This window comes from Bradyrhizobium liaoningense, assembly GCF_018130785.1.
GTDB lineage: Bacteria > Pseudomonadota > Alphaproteobacteria > Rhizobiales > Xanthobacteraceae > Bradyrhizobium > Bradyrhizobium liaoningense_A.
Genome location: NZ_JAFCJT010000028.1, coordinates 19011 through 40732, shown reverse-complemented (window position 1 = coordinate 40732; position 21722 = coordinate 19011). Strand labels below are relative to the sequence as shown.

The window sequence follows — 21722 nt, the reverse complement described above, 5'->3', positions numbered from 1 at the left end:
GCTTTCTCGAACTGGCAGGCTCGTCACGCCACCGCGCGCTGGCGATACATCGTCTCGATCTCGGCGGCGTAGCGCTTGTTCACGAAGCCGCGCTTCAGCTTCATGGTCGGCGTCAGCTCCTCGTCCTCCGGGGTCAGCTGGCGCTCGATCAGGTAAAATCTCTTGATGGTCTCGACGCGGGCGAAATTGCCGTTGACCCCTTCGATCTCGCGCCAGATCAGGTCCTGGATCTCCGCCGCGCGGCACAGGCTCGCATAATTGGTGAAGGGGATGTCGTGGTCCTGGGCGAATTTCTCGACATTCTCCTGGTCGATCATCACGAGGCAGGTGAGATACGGCCGCTTGTCGCCGATCACCACGGCATCCGAGATGTAGGGCGAGAATTTGAGCTGGTTCTCGATCTCGGACGGCGTGACGTTCTTTCCGCCGGAGGTGATGATGATGTCCTTCATCCGGTCGGTGATGCGGACAAAGCCTTCGTTGTCGATGGTGCCGACGTCGCCGGTGTGCAGCCAGCCGCGTTGGTCGATGGTCTCGGCGGTCTTCTCGGGCTGATTCAGATAGCCCATGAACAGGAAGTCGCCCTTGATCAGGATCTCACCATCGGGCGACAGCGCGACCTCGCCCCAGGACACGGCGGTGCCGACCGAGCCGAGCTTGATGCGCTCCGCCGGCATCATGGTCGCGACGCCGCAATTCTCGGTCTGGCCATAGACCTCGTGCATGTCGATGCCGAGCGCGAGATACCAGCGGATTAAATCCGGCGCGATCGGTGCCGCACCGGTGAACGCGATGCGGCACCGATCGAGCCCGAGCAGGCGGCGGATGTTGCGGAACACCAGCCGATACGCGAGGCGGTTGGCGATCCGAAGCGGAAGCGGCGGCGTCTTTCCCTCGAGCCGGCAATCCGTCATGCGGAGACCGACGCCGATGGCGCGGCGGTAGACCCATTGCTGGAACGGCGTCGCGTCCTTCAGCGCGATCGTGACCGAGGAATAGAACTTCTCCCAGATGCGGGGCACCGCAAAGAAGACGGTCGGCTGCACCTCGCGCAGATTGTCCGGCACCGTCTCCGGGCTCTCGGCGAAATTCATCACCGAGCCGAGTGCGACCGAGATGTAGTAGCCGGCCACCCGCTCGGCGACGTGGCAGAGCGGCAGGAAGATCAGCCGGTCTTCGTCCTCCCGCGCCGAGATGAAGTCGTTGGCATGCCGCATCTGGTGCGTGATGCTGCGGTTGGCATGCATCGCGCCCTTGGGCGGACCTGTCGTGCCCGAGGTGTAGACCAGCACCGCGAGGTCGCCGGCGCTGCGGCTGTCGATCATCTCCTGCCACAGCGCCTCGCGGCCGACCATGTGGTTGCGGCCGAGCGCGCGGAACTCGTCGAGCGACATCACCATGTCGTCGAAGAAGCCGCTGAGGCCCTCCATGTCGAACACGATGATCTTTTGCAGGGACGAACAGCGCGCGCGGCAGGCAAGCACCTTGTCGAGTTGCTCGTCGTCCTCGGCGAAGATCACTTTGGTCCGGGAATCGTTGACCAGATATTCGACCTGGGACGATGCATCGGTCGGATAGATTCCGGAGGAAACACCGCCGGCGCACAAAATGCCCATGTCGGCATGAACCCATTCCGGTACGGCATTGGCGATGATGGACGCGACGTCGCCGGGCAGAAAGCCGGAGGCGTGAAGCGCGTAGGCGATCTCCTTCGAAATCTCCAGCCATTCGCGCCAGCTGGTCGGCTGCCAGATGCCGAATTTCTTCTCGCGGATCGCCGGCCTGTCGCCCCGCGTCTCGGCGGCGCGCAAGAAGCTCTTCGCGATCGTATCAGCGACCGTCAGCACCGCCGGTCGGGCCATGCACGTCTCCTCCTTGTCGCTTCTCCTTCCGCTGCCTGCCTTGCCGGCGGTCTGTTGTTGCGGACGGGCCAATCCATATAACGCCTTCCCCTGGCACCAAGTCTTCAGCGCCAAGCCTTCAGCGCCAAGTCTTCAGCGCCAAGTCTTCTTCTTTTTCCAGCGCCGCTCGCCTCGTGCGCCCGCTTCCCTGGCGCCAAGGTAGAATTCCTGGATGTCCTGGGAATGCATCAAGCGGTCGCAGCTGTCGTTCATCACGACGCGGCCGATCTCCAGCACATAACCGTAATGCGCCGTCTCCAGCGCTACTTTGGCATTCTGCTCGACCAGCAGGATCGACATGCCCTGCTCCTCGTTGACGCGGCGGATGATCGTGAAGATTTCCTTCACAAGGATCGGCGACAGGCCTAGCGAGGGCTCGTCGAGCAGCAGCAGCGTCGGCCGGTTCATCAGCGCGCGGCCAATCGCGAGCATCTGCTGCTCGCCGCCGGATAGCTGGCCGGCCGGCTGGTTGATGCGCTCCTTCAGCCGCGGGAAATAACCGTAGACGCGCTCCAGATCCTCCGCAACGCCATCGCGATCCCTGCGCGGATACGCCCCCATCATCAGGTTCTCGCGCACCGAGAGGAACGGGAACACCTCGCGCCCCTCCGGCACATGGCTGAGGCCCAGCCGCACGATCCGGTCCGCCTCCATGCGCTGGATCGACTTGCCCATGAATTCGATCGCGCCCTTCTGCGGATCGAGAATGCCCGAGATCGTCTTCAGCACCGTGGTCTTGCCGGCGCCGTTGGCGCCGAGCAGGGTGACGATGCGGCCACGCGGCACCTCCAGCGAGATGCCGCGGATCGCCATGATCGGCCCGTAATAGCTCTCGATGTTGGAGAGCTTCAGGATGATATCGGGCGTGACGGCGGCGTCCATGCGTCAGGCTCCCAGATACGCGGCGACGACATCGGGATGCTGCTGCACCTCGGCGGGCGACCCCATCGCCAGCACCCGGCCATAGTTCAGCGCAATGACGCGATCGGAGACGCGGTTGACCAGCGACATGTCGTGTTCGACCATCAGCACGGTGACGCCGAGCTCGTTCTTCATGTCGCGGATCCAGAACGACATGTCGCCGGTCTCCTCGACATTCAGGCCGGAGGACGGCTCGTCGAGCAGGATCAGTTTCGGCTCCGAGCACAGTGCGCGCGCCAGCTCGATGACCTTGCGCACGCCGTAGGGCAGGCCCGAGATCAGCTTGTCGCGATAGGGTTCGAGATCGAGGAACTCGATCACCTGCTCGACCCTGCGGCGATGCACCTTCTCGTTCGCCCGCACGCTCGGCAGGAACAGCAGCTCCTGCCAGAGCCGGGTGGTCGAATGACGGTGGCGGCCGACCAGGAGGTTGGAGAGCACGGTCGCGTTCTCGAACAGCTCGATGTTCTGGAAGGTGCGGGCGATGCCGAGCTTTGCGATGTCGTAGGGCGGCTGCTCCGTGATGTCCTGGTCCTCGAAGAAGATGCGGCCCGAGGTCGGCCGGTAGATCCGCGAGATCAGGTTGAAGATCGAGCTCTTGCCGGCGCCGTTCGGTCCGATGATCGAGAGGATCTCGCCCTTCTCGACCGCGAAGGATACCGCATCGACCGCCTTCAGCCCTCCGAAATGCAGCGACAGGTTTTCCGCGCGAAAATAGCTCATCGGTTGCGCTCCGACTTCACGTAGATCTTCTGCCGCTTGAAAGTGGCGCGCTTGTAGAGCGGAAACAGCTGGAAGAAGAGCTTGATCTTGAGCCAGCGGCCGTAGAGCCCGAGCGGCTCGAACAGCACGAACAGCACGATGATGATGCCGTAGATCGCACCCTTCAATCCGTTGAGCGAGGCGAACGCCGCGACCTTGGACTGGATATTGCCCGCAGTCGCCGGGCCCGCCCCGAACGTCGCGGCAATGCCGGCGATGATGCCGGGCATGTCGTCCTTCAGATAGGTCAGGAACGGGTCGATCATCACGATGAAGATCGCGCCGAGCACCGCGCCGTGCAGGCTGAAGGTGCCGCCGATCAGGACCACGATGATGAACTCGATCGAGAGCTGGAGCGTGAACATCTCCGGCGAGATGAAGGAGAGCTTGTGCGCGAACAGCACGCCGGCAAAGCCGGTGATCGCCGCCGAGATGGCAAACGACTTCACCTTGTACAGCGCGACATTGACGCCCATGCTGCGCGCCGCGGTCTCGCTGTCGCGGATCGCGACGAAGGCGCGCCCCGTCGGCGAGCGCAGCAGATTGAGCGTGCCGACGATGGTCAAGACCAGCACGGCGAGGCAGAGGAAATAGAAGGTCGGGCTGTCGCGCGGGACCGTGACGCCGAGCAGCGACAGCGTCTTGACCCGCATGCCCTCGTTGCCGTTGGTGACACTCTCCCAGCGCGCCAGGATCTCCTCGACGATCAGGGCAAAGGAGATGGTGGCGATGACGAGGTAGATGCCGGTCAGGCGCAAGGCGGGAAAGCCGACCATCGCGCCGATCAACCCGGTCAGGGCGCCGGCGGCGAGGAAGTAGGCCGGGAACGGCACGTTGTATTTCTGCAAGTACGCCGCGGTGTAAGCGCCGATCGCGAGGAACGCGGCGTGGCCGAGCGAGGCCTGCCCGGTAAAACCGGTCAGGATCAGAAGGCCGACGCCAACCGTCGCGTAGATGCAGACGAAGACGAGCTGGCTCATCAGATAGCTGGAGAGCACATAGGGCGCGATCAGCAGCAGCGCGAGCAGGATGCCGTAGGAGACGAAATAGCCCAAATGCGGAAACAGCTTGATGTCGTCTTCGTAGCTGGTCTTGAACAGGAAGCGCATGGCGTTCAGACCTTCTTGCGGACGTGGAGGCCGAACAGGCCTTCAGGCTTCAAGAGCAGCACGGCCAGCAGCACGATGTAGGGCGCGACGTCCTTCCAGCCCTCCGCCAGATAGAAGCCGGCCATGCTCTCGATCACGCCGATCAGGACGCCGCCGACGACCGCACCGGGGATCGAGCCGAAGCCGCCGAGCACTGCGGCCGGGAAGGCCTTGAGACCGAGCACGAGGCCGACATTGGAATGGATGAAGGTGATCGGCGCCAGCAGCACGCCGGCGCAGGTCGCGACCGCCGCGCTGATCGCCCAGACGACCGACACCACGCGCTTGACCGGGATGCCCATGTAATAGGCCGCCAGCATGTTCTCCGAACTGGCGCGCATCGCCGTGCCGAGCGTGGTCTTGTTGAAAAACAGCCAGAGCAGCGTGCAGAGGATGACCGTCGCGGCGATCACCGAGAGCTTGTCATAGGCCAGCACCAGCGAGCCGACGCGCAGCACGCCCTGGCTGAACGGCGTCTCGATCTTCAGATCGTCGGTGCCCCAGATCATCCCGGCGACCGAGCGCAGGAAATAGCCGAGGCCGATGGTCGCCATGATGATGGAGAATTGCGGATAGCCGAGGATCGGCCGCACCACCACGCGCTCCGCCAGCATGCCGAACAACGCCATGGCAGCCACCGCACCGGCAAAGCCGATCCAGTAGTTCAGTCCCATCATGCCGATGAAGGTGAAGGCGAAGAAGCCGCCCAGCATCATCAAGTCGCCCTGGGCGAAATTGACGACCTCGGTGGCCTTGTAGACGAGCACGAAGCCGAGCGCGATCAGGCCGTAGACGCAGCCGAGGGCAACACCGCTGACCAGCTGCTGAACGAAATCCAGCATCGCCGCGCATCCTCCCGATACAACCGGCGGTTCTTCGCGACCGCGTTGCTGCATCTTGTGTCCAGTCGCTACGCGGTCGTTTCGCCGCGTTAGCGCCATTCGTCCCGGGGCAATTCAGCCTGAACCGTCCAGCGCTGTCAACAAACGGTGACTTGCCATTAGTAGCAACCGGATGGCGGAATTTGTGGGCCGTAGATTCACGGTGCCGAAACATCTTGGGATCATGGTCGCGAGCGATGCAAAACCGGATGGTGTGGCCGTCATGAAGCCGGACAAGTCTGCGCTGGAAGTGCTGGGGTTAACGAAGCGTTTTGACCGTCTGGCGGTCGACAGCCTCGATCTCACCATCCACGCCGGCGAATTCTATGCGCTGGTCGGCCCCAACGGCGCCGGCAAGACCACCACTTTGCGCATGGTTGCGGGCCTGTTGCGGCCCGATGCTGGCGCGGTCTCGATCTTCGGCATCGATGCGCTCGCAAATCCCGTCGCCGCCAAGCAGGTGATGGCGTGGGTCTCCGACGAGCCCATGATCTACGACAAGCTCACCCCGCTGGAGTATCTCGAATTCGTCGCCGGCCTCTGGGGCATCGCGCCATCCGTCTCGGAACCGGTCGCCGAGGAGCTGCTGAGCTCGCTCGGGCTCGAGCGGCACCGGCACGAACGCTGCGAAGGCTTTTCCAAGGGCATGCGCCAGAAGGTCGCTCTGGCCGGCGCGCTGGTGCACGATCCCCGCCTCATCATCCTCGATGAACCGCTGACCGGCCTCGACGCCGTTTCCGCCCGTCACGTGAAGGGCCTCCTCAGCGATCGCGTCCGCGCCGGCTGCACCGTCATCATGACCACGCATATTCTCGAGGTTGCCGAGCGCATGGCCGACCGCATCGGCGTGATCGCCTCCGGCCGCCTGGTTGCGGAGGGCACGCTTACTGAATTGCGCCAGCAGAACGGCCATGCCGACACCAGCCTGGAAGATCTCTTCATCGCGCTGGTGACGCTCCAGGAAGCCGCATGAGCTCGGCAACCGCTCTGTCCTGGTTTGCGCGCCACGAGCTTCGGCTCGCCTGGCGCGAATGGTTCGCCATGATGACCGGCGGCCGGCGCAAGCGGGCGCGCGCCGCAATGATCGGCCTGCTGTTCTTCGCGGCACTGCTGCACGTGCCGGCCTGGGCCGTGATCGGCCGCTTCGCCGACCTGCAACTGCCGCTCGACAAATCCTCGCTGATCGTGATCTCGGCGACGATCTTTCTCGCCTGGACCCTGATGCTGTCGCAGGCGATCGAATCGGTGACGCGGGTGTTCTACGCCCGCGCTGACCTCGACCTCATCATGTCCTCGCCCGCGACGCTGGCCAATCTCTTCTCGGTGCGCATCGCCGCGATCGCGCTCACCGTCACGGTGATGGCGCTCTTGTTCTCGACGCCCTTCATCGACGTGCTGGTGTTCGGCGGCGGCGCGCGATGGCTTGCGGCATTCGGCGTCGTCGTCGCCATGGGCCTGTCGGCCGCGGCGATCGCGATCGCCGTCACCATCCTGCTGTTCCGCCTGATCGGCCCGGCCCGCACGCGCTTCGTGGCCCAGATCCTCGCCGCGATCATCGGCGCAGGTTTCGTGATCGCGCTCCAGGTCGCCGCGATCATGTCCTATGGCACGCTGTCGCGCTTCACCATCCTGACCTCCGGCAGCCTCGCCGCCTACGCGCCCGATGCCGACAGCATCTGGTGGTGGCCGGCGCGGGCGACGATGGGCGATAGCGAGGCGTTGCTGCTGCTCCTGGCGCTCGGGCTCGTGCTGCTCGGAAGCGTGATGGCGATCTTCTCGGGCCGCTTTGCCGACACCGCGATCGATGCCGCGGCTTACGGCACCTCGGGCCGCAGGCGTGCAAAGGAGCGCCCGTTCCGCGGCGGATCGCGGCAACAGGCGCTGCGGCGCAAGGAATTCTCGCTGCTCTGGCGCGATCCCTGGCTGGTCTCGCAGACGCTGATGCAGCTGCTCTATCTGGTGCCGCCGGCGCTGCTGCTCTGGCGCAGCTTTGCCGACAGCTCGGCGGCGCTGACGCTGATCACGCCTGTGATGGTCATGGCCGCGGGACAGCTCGCCGGCGGACTCGCCTGGCTGACGATCTCGGGCGAGGACGCCCCTGACCTGGTCGCGACCGCGCCGCTGACGCCATCCAGCGTCATCCGCGCCAAGATCGAGGTGGTGCTGATCGCAATCGCCGTCATCTTCTGCCCGCTGGTCGCAGCACTCGCGTTCGCCTCGCCGTTCCAGGCCGCGGTCAGCGCCGGCGCGATCATCATCAGCGCCGCCTCCGCCACCGCGATCCAGCTCTGGTTCCGCGTGCAGGCCCGGCGCAGCCAATTCCGCCGCCGCCAGACCTCGTCCCGGCTTGCGACCTTCGCAGAAGCCTTTTCCTCGATCGGCTGGGCCGCCAGCGCCGCACTGCTGCTCGCCTTGCCGATCGCCGGCCTCATCAGCGGCCTGATCACAGCCAGCCTCGTTGCCATCACCTGGAAGTTTAGCCCAAAGCGCAACTAGAAGCCGGGAGTGAGGCTGCGACACTGACGCGCTGTTGATCGCGGCCCCTTGGCCACGCACTGCATTGCACGCTAGACTTCTGCTGAAGTCATCGGGGACGGATTCATGCGGCGACTGGTTTCAGCGGCTCTGGCGCTGTTCGGCGCATTCCTCTCTCCTGCACTCGCTCAGCAGCCACCTCAGCGCAGTGAATGCCTGGCGATGGCGAATGCCGCGCCGCGCGCCATACCAGTGGCGTTCCGGCAGGCGGCAGCGGCGGCTGAGGTCCAGATCACCTATGCCGGCCATTCCACCTATTTCATCGACACGCCCGGCGGCCTGCGCATCGCGACCGACTACAGCGGCGCCTACCAGGTCGGACGTCTGCCCGATGTCGTCACGATGAACCGGGCGCACAGTACCCACTACTCTCTATTTCCCGACAAGCGCATTCCCCATGTGCTGCATGGCTGGGGTGAGGACGGCAAGCCGGCCATCGTGTCGGAGCGCATCGGCGATACCTTCATCCGCAACGTCACGACCGACATCCGCCGCTATTTCGGTGACGATTCCGGCATCGACATGATCCGCGACGGCAACTCGATCTTCATCTTCGAGGTCGCCGGGCTCTGCATCGGCCATCTCGGCCATCTCCACCACAAGCTCGACGAAACCCATTTCGCCCAGATCGGGCGGCTCGACATCGTGATGGTGCCGATCGACGGCACCTACACCATGTCGCTCGACGGCGTCTCCGAGATCACCAAGCGGCTGCGCGCCTCTGTGGTGCTGCCGATGCACCGCTTCGCTACCCCGTTCGACGAGTTCATGCACCTCATCGGCCGGCAGTTCGAGATCGACCGGCGCAGCGAGCGCTCCTTCCGGATATCGCGGGACGCGCTGCCGACGACGCCGACGGTCATCATCCTCGACGGCGTGTGACGCGCAATTTTCTCCAAGTCGATTGCCGTTCGTTCGTGCTGATCTCCTCACGACAGGAGATCGACATGACCGACTTTGTGAGACTTTTGCACGCGGACGGACCGAACCCCGAGCACGCGGCGGCGCTCCGGCTTTACGGCCGCTTCGTCGGCGACTGGGATGCCGAGATCACCGCTCATGGACCTGATGGAACCAGGCACATTGCGCCCGGCGAAATCCATTTCGGCTGGGTGCTGGAAGGCCGTGCCGTCCAGGATGTCTGGATTATTCCCCGCCCCGCGCGGCGTGCCGGCCTTTCCGATCGCCGGCAACTGGTACGGCACGACGCTGCGGGTCTACGACCCCTCCATTTCCGTGTGGCGGATTTGCTGGTTCGATCCGGCGCGCTGCGTGTTCCGCCAGCAGATCGGCCGGCCGCGCGGCGAGGACATCGTGCAGGAAGGCACGACCGATGCGGGCGATCTGACGCGCTGGAGTTTTACAGAGATCACGGCCGAGTCCTTCCATTGGCTTGGCGAGGTCAAGCCTGCCACGGCAACAGATTGGCGCCTTGTGGTCGATGTGAGAGCGAGGCGGCGCAAGGGCTGAGCGCAGCGCCGCTGTGCTCACGCCGACGGGCGCCGTTGCGCAGCGCGCGCAGCTGGATGCGAAGACGAGATGCTAGGCTCCCACCATAAAACACCGAGGGAGCGAATGCCGATGGCTGCAAGCGGTCTGCCCGCCAACACGAGCGGGCTATTCGTCGAGCCGCGCGAGGACTGGCTCGCGCAATATCAGGAAGAGATCATCGATCCGGGCCGTCCGATCGTCGATCCCCACCACCATCTCTGGAATCGCGGGCATCGCTACCTGATCGAGGAGATGGCGGCCGATATCGGCTCCGGGCACAGCATCATCGCCACCGTCTATGTCGACTGCCGTTCGATGTATCGCGCGCACGGGCCCGAGGCATTCCGGCCGGTCGGCGAAGTCGAGTTCGCCAACGGCGTCGCCGCCATGAGCGCAAGCGGCGGCTACGGTACGGCCGCGATCTGCGCGGGCATCGTCAGCCACGTGAACCTGCTGCTGGGCGATGCCGCCAAGCCGGTGCTGGAAGCCGAGATCGCGGCGGGCAACGGCCGCTTCCGCGGCATCAGGCATTCCTCGGCCTGGGACCAGGACCCTGTGGTCGCCGGCATGTATGCCAATCGGCCCAAGGCATTGTTGCAGGACCCGACCTTCCGCAAGGGCTTTGCCTGCCTCGCGCCGCTGAACCTGAGCTTCGATGCCTGGCTGTTTCACCCGCAGATCGGCGAGCTGACCGAGCTGGCGCGCGCCTTTCCCGACACCAAGATCGTGCTCGACCATTGCGGCGGTCCGGCTGGCGTCGGCCGCTTTGCCGGGAGGCGCGAAGAGGTGTTCCCGCAGTGGCGCGCGTCGATCCAGGAGATCGCGAAGTGCGAGAACGTCGCGGTGAAGCTCGGCGGTCTCGCAATGTGCCTGCTCGGCTACGATTTCCACCTGCGGCCCAGGCCCCCGTCATCCGAAGAGCTTGCCGCGGCCTGGCGGCCCTATGTCGAGACCTGCATCGAGGCGTTCGGGCCCAAGCGCGCGATGTTCGAGAGCAATTTCCCGCCGGACAAGGGCCAGTGCAGCTACCAGGTGATCTTCAACGCCTTCAAGCGCATCGCGGCGCCCTTGAGCGAGGCCGAGAAGACGGCGCTGTTCTCCCAGACGGCGACCGATGTCTACCGGCTCGAACTGCCGTCATGACGAGAAGAGGGGCCGGGATGTCGGTCCCGGCCCCTCTTCCGTCGTGGCCGCTGGGAAGCGTCCTTGAAAATGTCTAAACCCTAGCCAGCCCCCAACAGCGAGGCGGGACGGCGCTCGCCGGCGGAGACGAACATCCGCTTGAGCTTGTTGACGACGCGGATCAGGAAGCCGATCATCACGGGATTGGTCTTGCGGCAGAACGCGATCTTCTTGACGTGGCCTTCGACATGCCATTTGGCATGCGCGCCGTCGCGGAAGAAAATGACGTCGCCCGGGCCGTAGCGCTTCGGCGGCATGCCGTCGCTTTCGAGCACGATCGATCCTTCCATGATCATGATCGTCTCGTCGATATCGTAGTACCAGTTGAAGCGCCCTTCGGTGCAGTGCCAGATAATGGTCGATGCGGTGCCGTCGGCGCTGGTGGACAGGATGTGCGAGCGCGACACCGGATTACCTTCGATGATCCAGGACGGCTCGATCGGCCGCAGCTCGAGATCCACGTTACAATTACTGATTTCAATCAATGACGGCGACATCTGCTTCCCCAGGGAATATAATATGTATGGCCGGGTCTGGGCCCGGATTGTTTCGAAAGATGTTGGAACGCTAGTAGCCGGTTTTTAATTCTTTCTTACGCAGGCCCCCACAATCAGCCGCAAGTTGCAGATGCGAAGAGGTTAACGTCGCGATTTGCCTGCAAATTCGCGCACATGAACCCAACTTTTTCGGGGTGCGACAAAGTGCGCGAAAGCAACCGAAGGAGCCCACACCGATGCCCCTCACCCCGGAGGTTCTGAAAGCCCAAGGCGAGGTCGTCGCCTGGCTCGGCAGCCTGGATGTTTCCTTCGCAGCCGACGAGGAGCCCTGGTTCACCATCGACGGCGTCGAAGGTCCCCGCCAGATCGGCAGTGACGGCTCCGGCGGCGCGTTCGTGCTGCTGCCGTCGCAGAATGTGCTCTACGTCTCATCCGAGGGCCGCGCAGGAATTATCGCGGAGAGTTTCGAGACCTTCATCCAGCTCGTCGTCGCCCGCCCCTACTGGCTCGACATTCTCAAATGCTCCGCCGGCGGCGATCTCGAGGAGATGCGACGCGCGGCCGATGCGCTGGAGGCGGCACTCGACGACCAGGACGATGTCAACGAGGCGAGAGAGGAAATCCGTGGCGCGCTCGACCTGCCTGAAGCGGGCGATCCCGTCGGCGCGCTTTACGAAGCGGTGGCCGCTTCCGACGCCATCGTGCGGGCCACCGACGGCAGCCCGTTCACGACGCTGTTCAACCGCTTCAGCATCGACAACAACCCGATGCTGCGCAACGCAGCGGCGTGAGGGGCTCTGAGAGGGCGCGTTCGGCCTGCATGGTTCGAGACGCGCCGTAAACGGCGCTCCTCACCATGAGGGTCTGAGATTTCGCCGCGAAACGAGACCTCGTCCTGAGGAGCCCGCCAGCGGCGGGCGCCTCGAAGGATGGCCACACGACGCGCTACTTCGCCCACTCGCCCTTGCGGAACACCGGTACCTTGCTGCCGTCGGCGAGAATGCCGTCGATGTCGGTCTCGGCAGAGCCGATCATCCAGTCGATATGGATCAGGCTCTGATTGCCGCCTTGCGCGGCGATCTGCTGCGGCGTCAGCTGCGCGCCGTTGACGAAGCATTTCGAATAGCACTGCCCGAGCGCGATGTGCGAGGCCGCGTTCTCGTCGAACAGCGTGTTGTAGAACAACAGCCCGCTCTGCGAGATCGGCGAGGAATGCGGCACCAGCGCCACCTCGCCGAGACGCCGCGCGCCTTCGTCGGTGTCGAGCACCTTGTTCAGCACCTCCGCGCCGCGCGAGGCCTTTGCGTCGACGATCTTGCCGTCCTCGAAACGCACCGCGATGTTGTCGATCAGCGTGCCCTGGTAGGACAGCGGCTTCGAGCTCACGACATGGCCATAGACGCGCCGGCAGTGCGGCGTGGTGAAAACCTCTTCGGTCGGGATGTTGGCGTTGCAGCTAATGCCGTTCTTGGACAGCGAGGCGCCGCCTTCCCACTCGTGTCCGTCGGCAAGCCCGATGGTGAGGTCGATGCCGGGACCTGCGTATTGCAGCGCGCGAAAACGCTGGCCGTTGAGCCAGTTGGTGCGCTCGCGCAGCACCGCGTTGTGGCTCGCCCAATTACCTATCGCGTCCTCGCGGTCGACGCGGGACGCCGCGAAGATCGCGTCTGCCAGCTTGCCGATCGCAACGTCCTCGGGATCATCAGGGAAGACCTGCTTGGCCCATGACGGGCTCGGATAGGCGATGATGTTCCAGTTGGTGTCGAAATTGACGATTTTTTCCAGCGCCGGCTGATAGGCTATCGAATTGGCCTTGCTGGCGCGCGCCACCTTGGAAGGATCTTCGCCGGACAGCAGCATCGGATTGTCGCCGACGATGGCGAGCCGCGCGGTATTGTCGGAGAATGCCTTGGCCATGCCCTCATAGAGCCAGTTGGCGGCGTGATCGAAGCTGCTGTCGTGACCGTGACGGTAGCGCGCCAGCGTCATCTCTTCGTCGGAGAGAATCGGCGTCACGATGCCGGCGCCGGCCTTGTAGGCATGCACGGCGATCCGCCGTACCAGGGGCAACGCGATCGCAGGCGCCGTCAAGAGCAGATCCTGGCCCGGCCGCAAGCCCAGGCCCACCTTCACCGCGACCTCGGCCAGCCGGTCGAGTTTTGCGGGATCGATGGGAGTGGCGGAATTGCGGTAATCAATCATGCGGGGCCCTCTGCCGAACGTCTGTCGTTCAATTTAAGTCTAGCATCGCAGGGCGCAAGTGCGCGAGCGCCTTGCGACACGGAGAAGATACGCAGTTTCACGCATTTTGGTTTTCAACGCGTTGCCGATTTCAGCACCCGGTCGACCATGGCGGGAGCAAGGCCGAGGTAATTTTTCGGTGAAGTCAGCGCATCGATGGTGGCACGGTCGATTCTGCTCGATACGCGGGCGTCGGACGAGAGCGCGTCCGCCAGCGTCAGCCCCTTCTCGTTGGCGAGCCGGCAGGCATCATAGACCACGTCATGCGCCTCCTGCCGCCCGATCTGCGGCGCCAGCCCCATCATGACCGCTTCGGCCACGATCAGGCCGCGGCTGATGGCGAGATTATCGTTCATCTTCTTTTCATCGACGATGAGGCCTGCGAGCGCGAATTTCGCCTGGTGCAGCGCGCCGGCGGTCAGCACGAAGCTTTCCGGGATCGCCATCCATTCGGCATGCCAGGGCCCGGTGGCGCGCTCGAAATCCTGCACCATCGCATCCAGCATCAGGCCGGCATGCTGGCGCACCGCCTTGCTTACTGCGAGCATCAGCTCCGAGGAGATCGGGTTGCGTTTCTGCGGCATGGTCGAGGAGGCACCGCGGCCCTTGACGAAGGGCTCGTAGACCTCGGCGAACTCGGTCGAGGCCATGATCATGATGTCGAGCGCGATCTTGCCGAGCGAGCCAGTGACGAGCGCGAGGAAGTTCACGGCCTCGGCAAAGCCGTCGCGCGCGACGTGCCAGGTCGAGGCGGGAACGCCGAGCTTCAGTTCGGCGCAGAGCGCCTCCTGCACCTCGAACCCCCTGTCGCCGAGCGAGGCCAGCGTGCCGGCGGCGCCGGCGAACTGGCCGACCAGCACGCGCGGCTTCAATTGCGCCAGACGCTCGGCGTGGCGGTCGAACATCGCGAGCCAGATCGCGGTCTTGTAGCCGAACGTCACCGGCAGCGCCTGCTGGAGATGAGTGCGGCCGGCCATCGGCGTGTCGCGGTAGCGCTTCGAGAGGTCCGCGAGGATGTTTCGCAATTCCGCGATGTCGCGCTCGACGATCCCGAGCGCGGCGCGCAATTGCAGCACCACGGCGGTATCCATGATGTCCTGCGTGGTCGCGCCCCAATGCACGTAGCGGCCGGCCTCGCCGCATTGCTTCACCATCTGATGCACCAGCGGCAGGATCGGATAGCCGACGATGTCGGTCTCCTGCCGCAGCAGATCGAAATCGAGCGCGGCGACATTGGTCCGCGCCGCGATCTGGTCGGCAGCCTCCCGCGGAATCACGCCGCATCTCGCCTCCGCCTTTGCCAGCGCCACCTCGACCTCGGCATAGCGCGCCACCAGCGCGACATCGGAAAACACCTCGCGCATCTCGGGCGTGCCGAAGGCGTCCCGGAACAGCATGGAATCGAGCACGGTAGTCGAGGCGGGAAAAGCGGGCATGGGCGTTTCTTTAAGATTGGTGTTTGTGTCGAGAGCAGCTTACGCAGGTGACGGTGTTCGGCAATGGACATTCATGGCAGGCCACACATTCGATGCCGTACGACGACATTACGACGGCGCATCGCTCTATCACCCCATCATCCTGAGATGCCAAGCGTGCGACACGCAGCGGCGAACGAAGAGCCTCCGAATGAGCGGCCGCGATGTAGCCGGGCCGGCGCCTTTGGAGGCCCTGGCAAGGGCGGCCACTTCAGGGTGACGCGGATAAATTGTGCGCGCAGCAGATCGAGCCAGGTGCGCAGCCCGCGACAGTCCACCAGACCCGCCACATTCTCATTCAAGTTGTATTCCTCCCCGAAAACGGCATAGCAGCCATCACGTGATCGTGGTGAACCCGGCAGGCCGCTCAGTGGACTTACAGACTTCGAGTCGAAATCCATTCTGATTTCATCATTGCCTGATGTCATTGCGAGGGTTGAGTTTTCGACGTGCAGTTTATGTTCCGGGACCACCTTCTCGACACCGACCGGCGCGAGCTGAGCCGCGAGCAGGTTCCCGTGGCCGTGGAGCCGCAGGTTTTCGACCTCGTCGTCCACCTCATGGAGAACCGGGACCGGGTGGTCAGCAAGGACGAGCTGATCGACAAGATCTGGCACGGGCGCAGCGTCTCCGAATCCACCCTGACCAGCCGGATCAACGCGGCGCGCAAGGCGATCGGCGACAGCGGCGCGAACCAGGCGCTGATCCGCACCATCGCGCGCAAGGGCTTCCGTTTCGTCGGCGCCGTCCAGACGCAGCGCGGCGCGGCCGCGCCGGAGCCGGGCCGAGTCGCCCAGGCGCCGCAGGCGGCGCTCCCACTGCCCGACCGTCCCGCGATCGCCGTGCTGCCCTTCACCAACATGAGTGGCGACCGCGAGCAGGACTATTTCTCCGACGGCATCAGCGAGGACATCATCACGGCGCTGTCGAAGCTGCGCTGGTTCTTCGTCGTCGCCCGCAACTCCTCCTTCGTCTACAAGGGCCGCGCCGTGCACATCCACGAAGTCGCGCGCGAGCTCGGCGTACGTTATGTCCTCGAAGGCAGCGTGCGGCGGAGCGGCGAGCGCCTGCGCATCTCGGCGCAGCTCAACGACGTCTCGACCGGCAGCCATCTCTGGGCCGAGCGCTACGACCGCGAGCTTGCCGACATCTTCGCCGTGCAGGACGAGATCACCGAGGCGATCGTCGCGGCGATCGAGCCGCAGCTCTATACCGCCGAAAGCTTCCGCGCCCAGCAGAAGCCGCCGGGCAGCCTCGACGCCTGGGACCTCGTGATGCGTGCGCTGTCGCATTACTGGCGCATCACGCGCGAGGACAACGCCGCCGCGCAAGGACTGCTGGAACAGGCGACCGCGATCGATCCCGCCTATGGCAAGGCGCTGGGCCTGCTCGCGACCAGCCATATCTTCGGCGCGCATATGGGCTGGGCCGAGATGGCCATGACCGTGCCGGTCGCCGAACGCGCGGCGCTCGCGGCGGTGGAAGCCGATCGCGAGGACGCCTGGGCCCATCACGGCCTCGCATATACTTATTTGTTCCGCCGCCGCTTCGACGACGCGCTGGCGGAGTTCGAGCTGGCGCTGCAACTCAATCCGAATTTTGCGATGGCGCACGCTTTCTACGGCGTGACGCTGTGCTACGCGGGGAGGTGGCAAGACGGCGATGCCGCCGCGCGCCGCGCGCTACGGCTGAGCCCGCGCGATCCGCTCGCGGCGATCTATTGCGGCGTTGCCGCCTATGCCCAGTTCATCGGTCGCAACTATGAGGGAGCCGTGCAGATGGCGCGGGAGTCGATGCGGCAGCGCGCCGATTTCGTCGGCGCCCATCGCGTGCTGACGGCGGCCGCCGGCATGTTGGGTGATCCTCAGCTCGCGGCGTCCGCGCTGCGGGGCTTGCAACGCACCCAGCCCGGCATCTCGCTCACCTGGCTCACGCGCGAGCTGCCGATGCGGCGGGCGGAGGATCGCGAGCACTATCTGGAGGGGTTTCGGCGCGCCGGGATGAGGTAGGCGGTTCACCCTCCCCCTCCAGGGGAGGGTAAGAGCGCCCCTACTCCAGCATCATCTCGCCGCTGCCGCCGAACTCAGCCGGAAAGTCCTTCAGCTTGGGCAGGCCGTCGCGCATCGGCAGCACCGTTTCGGCGTAATTGACGTGAACGCCCGGCGCAAACGCGAGCGTGGGGATGGTGGCGGTGAAGACGTCGATCAGGTCGAGCGGCGGGTGATTGGTCATGAGATGGCCGCCGCACTTCTTGCAATATTTGCGCTGGCTGAGCGGCGTCTTGGCAAAGGTCTCGACATGCTGGGCGCCTTCGGTGATGCGCACGGCTTCCGGCTTCCACAGGCTGAAGGCATTCACCGGTCCGCCCGACCACGAGCGGCAGGAGCGGCAATGGCAGTAACCCATCGCCGCCGGCTCGCCCGTGACCTCGATCGTGACCGCGCCACAGAAGCAGTTTCCGACGTGTTTCATTTGGTCGTCTCCGTTGATGAGGATTGGAAGCCCTCTCGCCGCTCCCGTTCGCCGAAATCCCGGCGAAGGCGGATGCAGGAGAGGCATCGGGGTGAGGGGAACTCAACCCCGAGAAAGCGTTGATGGCTCGAGTCCGGCAATGTCCGTTACGCGTCCCGGTTCCGCCGCGCATCCTCCTTTCGGCGGACGCGCGCGGAAATACGCGTGAATTATACTGACCTACGCCATGGAATAAGCATGGACACCCGTTGTTTGTACTGCCGGTATTCGTCGCCGAAGAGATCGACGAGGTCGTGCTCCTCCAACGCGATGCCGACGAAGATGTAGAGCGTGGTCACGACGGCGAACAGCAGATGGCCCGCGGTCATGACCGGCGCCGCCCAGAACGCGATGATGAAGCCGAGATAGATCGGATGACGAACGAACTTGTAGAACAACGGTGTCTTGAAGCGCGGCGGCGCCGGCTCATTGCCCACGAGATGGTTGGTCACCTGGTGCAATCCGAACAGCTCGAAGTGATTGATGATGAAGGTCGAGGCGAACACCAGCACCCAGCCCGCGAGGGACAGCGTGACCAGCGTCACGGCAAGATCTGGATTTCCGACATCCCATATGACCGCGGGCAGCGGACGCCACTGCCAGAACAGGAGCAGCAATGACAGGCTCGCGAACAGCACGTAGGTCGAGCGCTCGACCGGCTTGGGGACGAATTGCGTCCACCACGCCTTGAACTGCTGACGCGCCATCACGCTGTGCTGAACCGCGAACAGCGTCATCAGCAGCAGATTGATGATGACGGCCTCGGCCGTCGGCGTGTCGGCTCCGGTGTCGATGGTCTTCGGCACCACCAGCCCCATGACGAAGCCGATGGCGTAGAGAATGGTGACGAAAAACACGAGATATGCCGCAATTCCGTACAGAAAGGCGATGAATTTGAAAATGCGTGAGCCCGCAACCTCCGGGCCGATGGAATGAATCTGGTGATCAAGTTGGGTCATAGAACGCTCCGTTGTGCCGAGGCATCGGCACTATTTGGTCTTCGCACCATGCCGGATTGGAGGTCCCCTGACTTTCATGGACGGTTGATTTTCGCCTGAGACGACTTTGATTTTTGCTTGAGACGACAGAAACGTGCGATTTCTTTTTGAAAACAACGTGCTCGACGGTGACCTGCGGGAACTGACCTGCGGCGGCGCGGCCGTCCCGCTGCAGCCGCAGGTGTTCGATCTGCTGCTTTATCTGGTCGCGCAACGCGCCCGTGTGGTCAGCAAGGATGACCTGATCAGCCAGATCTGGAGCGACCGCATCGTCTCGGATTCCGCCCTGAACAGCCGAATCAATGCCGCGCGCAAGGCGCTTGGCGACGACGGCGCGACGCAGCGGCTGATCAAGACTATCCCGCGCAAGGGCTTTCGCTTCGTCGGCGACGTCCGGGAAGATGTGGCAGCGACGCTTGCGCCGGCGGAACCCGGCCCTGCCCCGGTGCGCGCCGTGACGGACCGCCCGGCGATCGCGGTGCTCGCCTTCGAGAACATGAGCGGCGATCCCGCGCAGGACTATTTCGGCGACGGGATCAGCGAGGACATTCTCACCGCGCTGTCGAAGCAGCGCTGGTTCATGGTGATCGCCCGCAATTCGTCCTTCACCTACAAGGGACGCTCGGTTCATATCAGGCAGATCGCCGAAGAGCTTGGCGTCCGCTACGTCGTCGAAGGCAGCGTGCGCAAGGTCGACAACCGTGTGCGCATCACCGCGCAGCTCAACGACGCCACCACCGGCAGCCATCTCTGGGCCGAGCGCTACGACCGCGAGCTTGTCGACGTCTTCGCCGTGCAGGACGACATCACCAACGCGATCGTCGCGGCGATCGAGCCGCAGATCCATGCGGCCGAGAATTTTCGCGCCGACCGCAAGCCGCCCGCGAGCCTTGATGCCTGGGACCTGCTGATGCGCGCGCTGTCGCATTACTGGCGGGTGACCCAGCAGGACCATAAGGCCGCGCAGGAATTGCTCGAACGCGCCATTTCGATCGACTCGAACTACGGTCAGGCGCTGTCGGTGCTCGCGGCAAGCCACATGTTCGGCGTCCATCTCGGCTGGGCGGAGCTTGCCACAATGGCGCCGATTGCGGAGGCCGCCGCGCTCGCCGCGGTACGCCATGACTACGAGGATGCCTGGGCGCATGCCGCGCTCGGCAGCGTCTTCTTCTCGACGCGCAGGCTTTCCGACGCGCTGTCCGAGTTCGAGCAGGCGCTCGCGCTCAACCCGAACTTCTCGCTGGCGCAGGGCTATTACGCCCTCGCGCTGTCCTACGCCGGTCGTTCCAGGGAATCGTTCGATGCGGCGCAGAGGGCGATCCGGCTCTCGCCGCGCGATCCGTCGCTGGCGATCTATTACGGCATTGCCGGCTATGCGCGCTTCACCGAACGGCACTACGACGAGGCGATCGCGCTGGCGCGCGAGGCGATCCGCCATCGCGGCGACCTCACCGGCGCCTACCGCGTGCTCGCGGTGTCCGCCGGCATGACCGGCGACAGCGCGCTGGCCGAGATGGCGCTGGGCGAACTCCGCCGTACCCAGCCCAACATCTCGCTGCACTGGATCGCAACGCAGCTGCCCTGGGCCAGTGACGCCGATCGCGAGCACTATCTGGAGGGGTTCCGGCGCGCGGGGTTGCAGTAGAGACCCGGCTGGCCCGCGTTACATCACGCGCTTGCGGCGCAGATGGACGACGACGTCGAGCCGCGCGATCTCATGGCCGGGCAACGGCTGCGGCACTTTGCTGAAGGCGAGCCCGCCGGCGACGTCGACCAGGACATCCTCGCCCTCCAGATAAAAATGCGGATGCACGGACGTGTTGGTGTCGAAGAACGACTTGACCCCGTCGGCCGCGATCCGGCGCAGCAGGCCGGCCTCGGTGAACTGGTTCAGCGTGTTGTAGACCGTCGCAAGCGACAGTCGCAGATTGGCGGCCGTCGCCTCGTCATAAAGACCTTCCGCGGTGACGTGACGGTGATCGCCGAGGAGAAGCATTCGCCCGAGCGCCAGGCGGTGGCGCGTCGGCCGCAAGCCGGCATCGCAAAGCAATTGGGCGCAACGCGCCGCGGCCTCGTCCGCGAGCTGCGCCGCGACATCGTCTGTATCCGCTTCGGGAAGGGTGGAGAGGGCGTCCATCGCCGCTGCATCTCGCGGTTTGACAGGGGCGCGCATGTCTTGCGCGTCCCGTCATCAAATCGCGGAAGCGGCGCGTGCGCCTTGATCCGGATCAAATCGGGAGGCGCTGCGGTTATTTTGCCATGGCCTGCATCGGCTTCGGTGCCGGCACGGCGGCCCATTCCTTGTCGGCGCGGCCTGGCGCATTTGGCCGCAGGCGCAGCTTTGGGCAGTCGCCGGTTGGAATTCGTTAACGATGAATCAGGCGCGCTTGCGCGAGCCTGCAGCCTTTGCCGCTCCGGATTTTGCGGCACGCTTTGCCGCTGGCTGCTCGAGACCGGTCCACTGTGCGTCGTCGAGCAGACGCGCGAACAGTCGCTGGTGCTCGTCCTTGCTGAGCGGCGACATGCCGAGCAACGAGCTCAGCAGCAGTCCCATCGCGCCGGCCCAGCGCAGCACCGCGAGATCAGTATCCGTGGCCTCTTCCCTGATTGCCGCCATCCTCTCCATCTCGCGCTCGCGCGGCAGCGCCATCAGGCTGGGGTTCTCGACCATGGCCGCAACCAGCGCCAGCGCGGCGGAATTCGGCGATGTCGCCGCTTCGCGCACGGTGGCGAGCTGGGTCGCCAAATTGGGATTCGCAGAGGTCGCGCTCACCTTCGCCATCGTGCTGGTGGCGAACTCCTCGAAATGCGCCATCTGCCGATCGAGCAACGCCTTCAGCACCGCTTCCTTGGTGCGGAATTGATGCATCACGCCGCCCTTGCTGAGTCCACTCTCGCGGGCGATCGCATCCAGCGTCAGTCGGCCCGGTCCGTCGCGCGCGATGATCGCGATGGCCGCTTCGAGTGCGGCGTTGCGGGATCGTTCGGAGCGGCTGGCATTGTCCATGCCGACTTCCGTGACAAGACAATGAATCAAGTGAAAACAGGACGCGCTGTACATTTTTTGTGCGAACACTGTCGAGACTTTCATCTTGCGGCGCCGAACGAGACTGTGTGAGCCTCGATATCGGATGGGGACTGGGATGGGCCGGCCGGAGCTTTGCGCGCCATGACGTGCG

Annotated in this window: 19 protein-coding genes and 1 pseudogene; 8 read left to right on the top strand and 12 right to left on the bottom strand. The window is 64.5% G+C overall.

Going from position 1 to position 21722, the window contains the following annotated elements; genetic code table 11:
* Positions 1-23: 23 nt before the first annotated feature.
* The 5 genes from JQ627_RS33760 to JQ627_RS33740 form a co-directional block, all read right to left on the bottom strand.
* The gene (locus tag JQ627_RS33760) at positions 24-1862 is read right to left on the bottom strand and encodes a long-chain fatty acid--CoA ligase (protein WP_212488676.1); all 1839 of its coding nucleotides are present in this window, start codon (positions 1860-1862) and stop codon (positions 24-26) included.
* A gap of 132 nt (positions 1863-1994) precedes the next feature.
* The gene (locus JQ627_RS33755; protein ID WP_212488675.1) at positions 1995-2783 is read right to left on the bottom strand and encodes an ABC transporter ATP-binding protein; all 789 of its coding nucleotides are present in this window, start codon (positions 2781-2783) and stop codon (positions 1995-1997) included.
* 3 nt (positions 2784-2786) lie between these two features.
* Positions 2787-3545, bottom strand: a complete 759-nt coding sequence (locus JQ627_RS33750; RefSeq protein WP_212488674.1) for an ABC transporter ATP-binding protein — start codon at positions 3543-3545, stop codon at positions 2787-2789.
* Entirely contained in the window at positions 3542-4693 is a 1152-nt protein-coding gene (locus JQ627_RS33745; protein WP_212488673.1) for a branched-chain amino acid ABC transporter permease, read from the bottom strand. Before JQ627_RS33745 ends, JQ627_RS33750 begins: the two co-directional genes overlap by 4 nt.
* A 5-nt stretch (positions 4694-4698) precedes the next feature.
* A complete protein-coding gene (locus JQ627_RS33740; RefSeq protein ID WP_212488672.1) occupies positions 4699-5574 on the bottom strand; it encodes a branched-chain amino acid ABC transporter permease in 876 nt (291 codons plus the stop codon).
* A 262-nt stretch (positions 5575-5836) separates the two neighbouring features.
* Between JQ627_RS33740 and JQ627_RS33735 the strand changes: the two genes are divergently transcribed.
* The 5 genes and pseudogenes from JQ627_RS33735 (at position 5837) to JQ627_RS33715 (ending at position 10782) form a co-directional block, all read left to right on the top strand.
* Complete coding sequence (locus tag JQ627_RS33735) at positions 5837-6586, top strand: ABC transporter ATP-binding protein (protein WP_212488713.1); 750 nt, start codon at positions 5837-5839, stop codon at positions 6584-6586.
* Positions 6583-8109: a permease gene (locus tag JQ627_RS33730; protein WP_212488671.1), complete on the top strand. Its 1527-nt coding sequence runs from the start codon at positions 6583-6585 to the stop codon at positions 8107-8109. The genes JQ627_RS33735 and JQ627_RS33730 overlap by 4 nt, the downstream gene beginning before the upstream one ends.
* A gap of 105 nt (positions 8110-8214) precedes the next feature.
* Complete coding sequence (locus tag JQ627_RS33725; RefSeq protein WP_212488670.1) at positions 8215-9030, top strand: MBL fold metallo-hydrolase; 816 nt, start codon at positions 8215-8217, stop codon at positions 9028-9030.
* Between the two features lie 65 nt (positions 9031-9095).
* Positions 9096-9618 (top strand): annotated as a pseudogene (locus JQ627_RS33720) (hypothetical protein).
* A gap of 111 nt (positions 9619-9729) precedes the next feature.
* A complete protein-coding gene (locus JQ627_RS33715; protein WP_212488669.1) occupies positions 9730-10782 on the top strand; it encodes an amidohydrolase in 1053 nt (350 codons plus the stop codon).
* Between the two features lie 80 nt (positions 10783-10862).
* Here the strand turns inward: JQ627_RS33715 and JQ627_RS33710 are convergent, their stop codons facing one another.
* A complete protein-coding gene (locus JQ627_RS33710) occupies positions 10863-11318 on the bottom strand; it encodes a cupin domain-containing protein (RefSeq protein ID WP_212488668.1) in 456 nt (151 codons plus the stop codon).
* A gap of 236 nt (positions 11319-11554) precedes the next feature.
* Here JQ627_RS33710 and JQ627_RS33705 point away from each other — a divergent pair, with 236 nt between their 5' ends.
* Positions 11555-12109 carry a hypothetical protein gene (locus tag JQ627_RS33705; RefSeq protein WP_212488667.1) on the top strand — a complete coding sequence of 185 codons (555 nt, stop codon included), beginning with the start codon at positions 11555-11557 and terminating at the stop codon, positions 12107-12109.
* Between the two features lie 154 nt (positions 12110-12263).
* Here the strand turns inward: JQ627_RS33705 and JQ627_RS33700 are convergent, their stop codons facing one another.
* Both JQ627_RS33700 and pcaB read right to left on the bottom strand, forming a co-directional pair.
* Positions 12264-13520, bottom strand: coding sequence for an aminopeptidase (locus JQ627_RS33700; RefSeq protein WP_212488666.1), 1257 nt, complete (start codon positions 13518-13520; stop codon positions 12264-12266).
* Positions 13521-13633: 113 nt separating this feature from the next.
* Positions 13634-14995, bottom strand: coding sequence for a 3-carboxy-cis,cis-muconate cycloisomerase (gene pcaB / locus JQ627_RS33695; protein WP_212488665.1), 1362 nt, complete (start codon positions 14993-14995; stop codon positions 13634-13636).
* Between the two features lie 488 nt (positions 14996-15483).
* On the opposite strand from pcaB, the gene JQ627_RS33690 reads away from it, so the two are divergent.
* Positions 15484-17043, top strand: coding sequence for a winged helix-turn-helix domain-containing protein (locus tag JQ627_RS33690; RefSeq protein WP_212488664.1), 1560 nt, complete (start codon positions 15484-15486; stop codon positions 17041-17043).
* A gap of 40 nt (positions 17044-17083) precedes the next feature.
* On the opposite strand, the gene JQ627_RS33685 is transcribed toward JQ627_RS33690, so the two are convergent.
* The gene (locus tag JQ627_RS33685) at positions 17084-17506 is read right to left on the bottom strand and encodes a GFA family protein (protein ID WP_212488663.1); all 423 of its coding nucleotides are present in this window, start codon (positions 17504-17506) and stop codon (positions 17084-17086) included.
* Positions 17507-17715: 209 nt separating this feature from the next.
* Positions 17716-18504 carry a methanethiol S-methyltransferase gene (gene mddA / locus JQ627_RS33680; protein WP_212488662.1) on the bottom strand — a complete coding sequence of 263 codons (789 nt, stop codon included), beginning with the start codon at positions 18502-18504 and terminating at the stop codon, positions 17716-17718.
* A 133-nt stretch (positions 18505-18637) separates the two neighbouring features.
* Between mddA and JQ627_RS33675 the strand changes: the two genes are divergently transcribed.
* On the top strand, positions 18638-20188 hold the full coding sequence (locus JQ627_RS33675; RefSeq protein ID WP_212488661.1) for a winged helix-turn-helix domain-containing tetratricopeptide repeat protein: 1551 nt from the start codon (positions 18638-18640) through the stop codon (positions 20186-20188).
* Positions 20189-20206: 18 nt separating this feature from the next.
* Here the strand turns inward: JQ627_RS33675 and irr are convergent, their stop codons facing one another.
* Both irr and JQ627_RS33665 read right to left on the bottom strand, forming a co-directional pair.
* Positions 20207-20680, bottom strand: a complete 474-nt coding sequence (gene irr / locus JQ627_RS33670) for a Fur family transcriptional regulator Irr (protein WP_249143614.1) — start codon at positions 20678-20680, stop codon at positions 20207-20209.
* Positions 20681-20920: 240 nt separating this feature from the next.
* On the bottom strand, positions 20921-21550 hold the full coding sequence (locus JQ627_RS33665; RefSeq protein WP_212488660.1) for a TetR/AcrR family transcriptional regulator: 630 nt from the start codon (positions 21548-21550) through the stop codon (positions 20921-20923).
* Between the last annotated feature and the right edge of the window lie 172 nt (positions 21551-21722).

Bases quoted from the DNA above. Each gene is read 5' to 3' on its own strand.
- JQ627_RS33760 (WP_212488676.1), bottom strand. From the start codon at position 1,862: ATGGCCCGACCGGCGGTGCTGACGGTCGCTGATACGATCGCGAAGAGC.
- JQ627_RS33755 (WP_212488675.1), bottom strand. From the start codon at position 2,783: ATGGACGCCGCCGTCACGCCCGATATCATCCTGAAGCTCTCCAACATC.
- JQ627_RS33750 (WP_212488674.1), bottom strand. From the start codon at position 3,545: ATGAGCTATTTTCGCGCGGAAAACCTGTCGCTGCATTTCGGAGGGCTG.
- JQ627_RS33745 (WP_212488673.1), bottom strand. From the start codon at position 4,693: ATGCGCTTCCTGTTCAAGACCAGCTACGAAGACGACATCAAGCTGTTT.
- JQ627_RS33740 (WP_212488672.1), bottom strand. From the start codon at position 5,574: ATGCTGGATTTCGTTCAGCAGCTGGTCAGCGGTGTTGCCCTCGGCTGC.
- JQ627_RS33735 (WP_212488713.1), top strand. From the start codon at position 5,837: ATGAAGCCGGACAAGTCTGCGCTGGAAGTGCTGGGGTTAACGAAGCGT.
- JQ627_RS33730 (WP_212488671.1), top strand. From the start codon at position 6,583: ATGAGCTCGGCAACCGCTCTGTCCTGGTTTGCGCGCCACGAGCTTCGG.
- JQ627_RS33725 (WP_212488670.1), top strand. From the start codon at position 8,215: ATGCGGCGACTGGTTTCAGCGGCTCTGGCGCTGTTCGGCGCATTCCTC.
- JQ627_RS33715 (WP_212488669.1), top strand. From the start codon at position 9,730: ATGGCTGCAAGCGGTCTGCCCGCCAACACGAGCGGGCTATTCGTCGAG.
- JQ627_RS33710 (WP_212488668.1), bottom strand. From the start codon at position 11,318: ATGTCGCCGTCATTGATTGAAATCAGTAATTGTAACGTGGATCTCGAG.
- JQ627_RS33705 (WP_212488667.1), top strand. From the start codon at position 11,555: ATGCCCCTCACCCCGGAGGTTCTGAAAGCCCAAGGCGAGGTCGTCGCC.
- JQ627_RS33700 (WP_212488666.1), bottom strand. From the start codon at position 13,520: ATGATTGATTACCGCAATTCCGCCACTCCCATCGATCCCGCAAAACTC.
- pcaB (WP_212488665.1), bottom strand. From the start codon at position 14,995: ATGCCCGCTTTTCCCGCCTCGACTACCGTGCTCGATTCCATGCTGTTC.
- JQ627_RS33685 (WP_212488663.1), bottom strand. From the start codon at position 17,506: ATGAAACACGTCGGAAACTGCTTCTGTGGCGCGGTCACGATCGAGGTC.
- mddA (WP_212488662.1), bottom strand. From the start codon at position 18,504: ATGACCCAACTTGATCACCAGATTCATTCCATCGGCCCGGAGGTTGCG.
- irr (WP_249143614.1), bottom strand. From the start codon at position 20,680: ATGGACGCCCTCTCCACCCTTCCCGAAGCGGATACAGACGATGTCGCG.
- JQ627_RS33665 (WP_212488660.1), bottom strand. From the start codon at position 21,550: ATGGACAATGCCAGCCGCTCCGAACGATCCCGCAACGCCGCACTCGAA.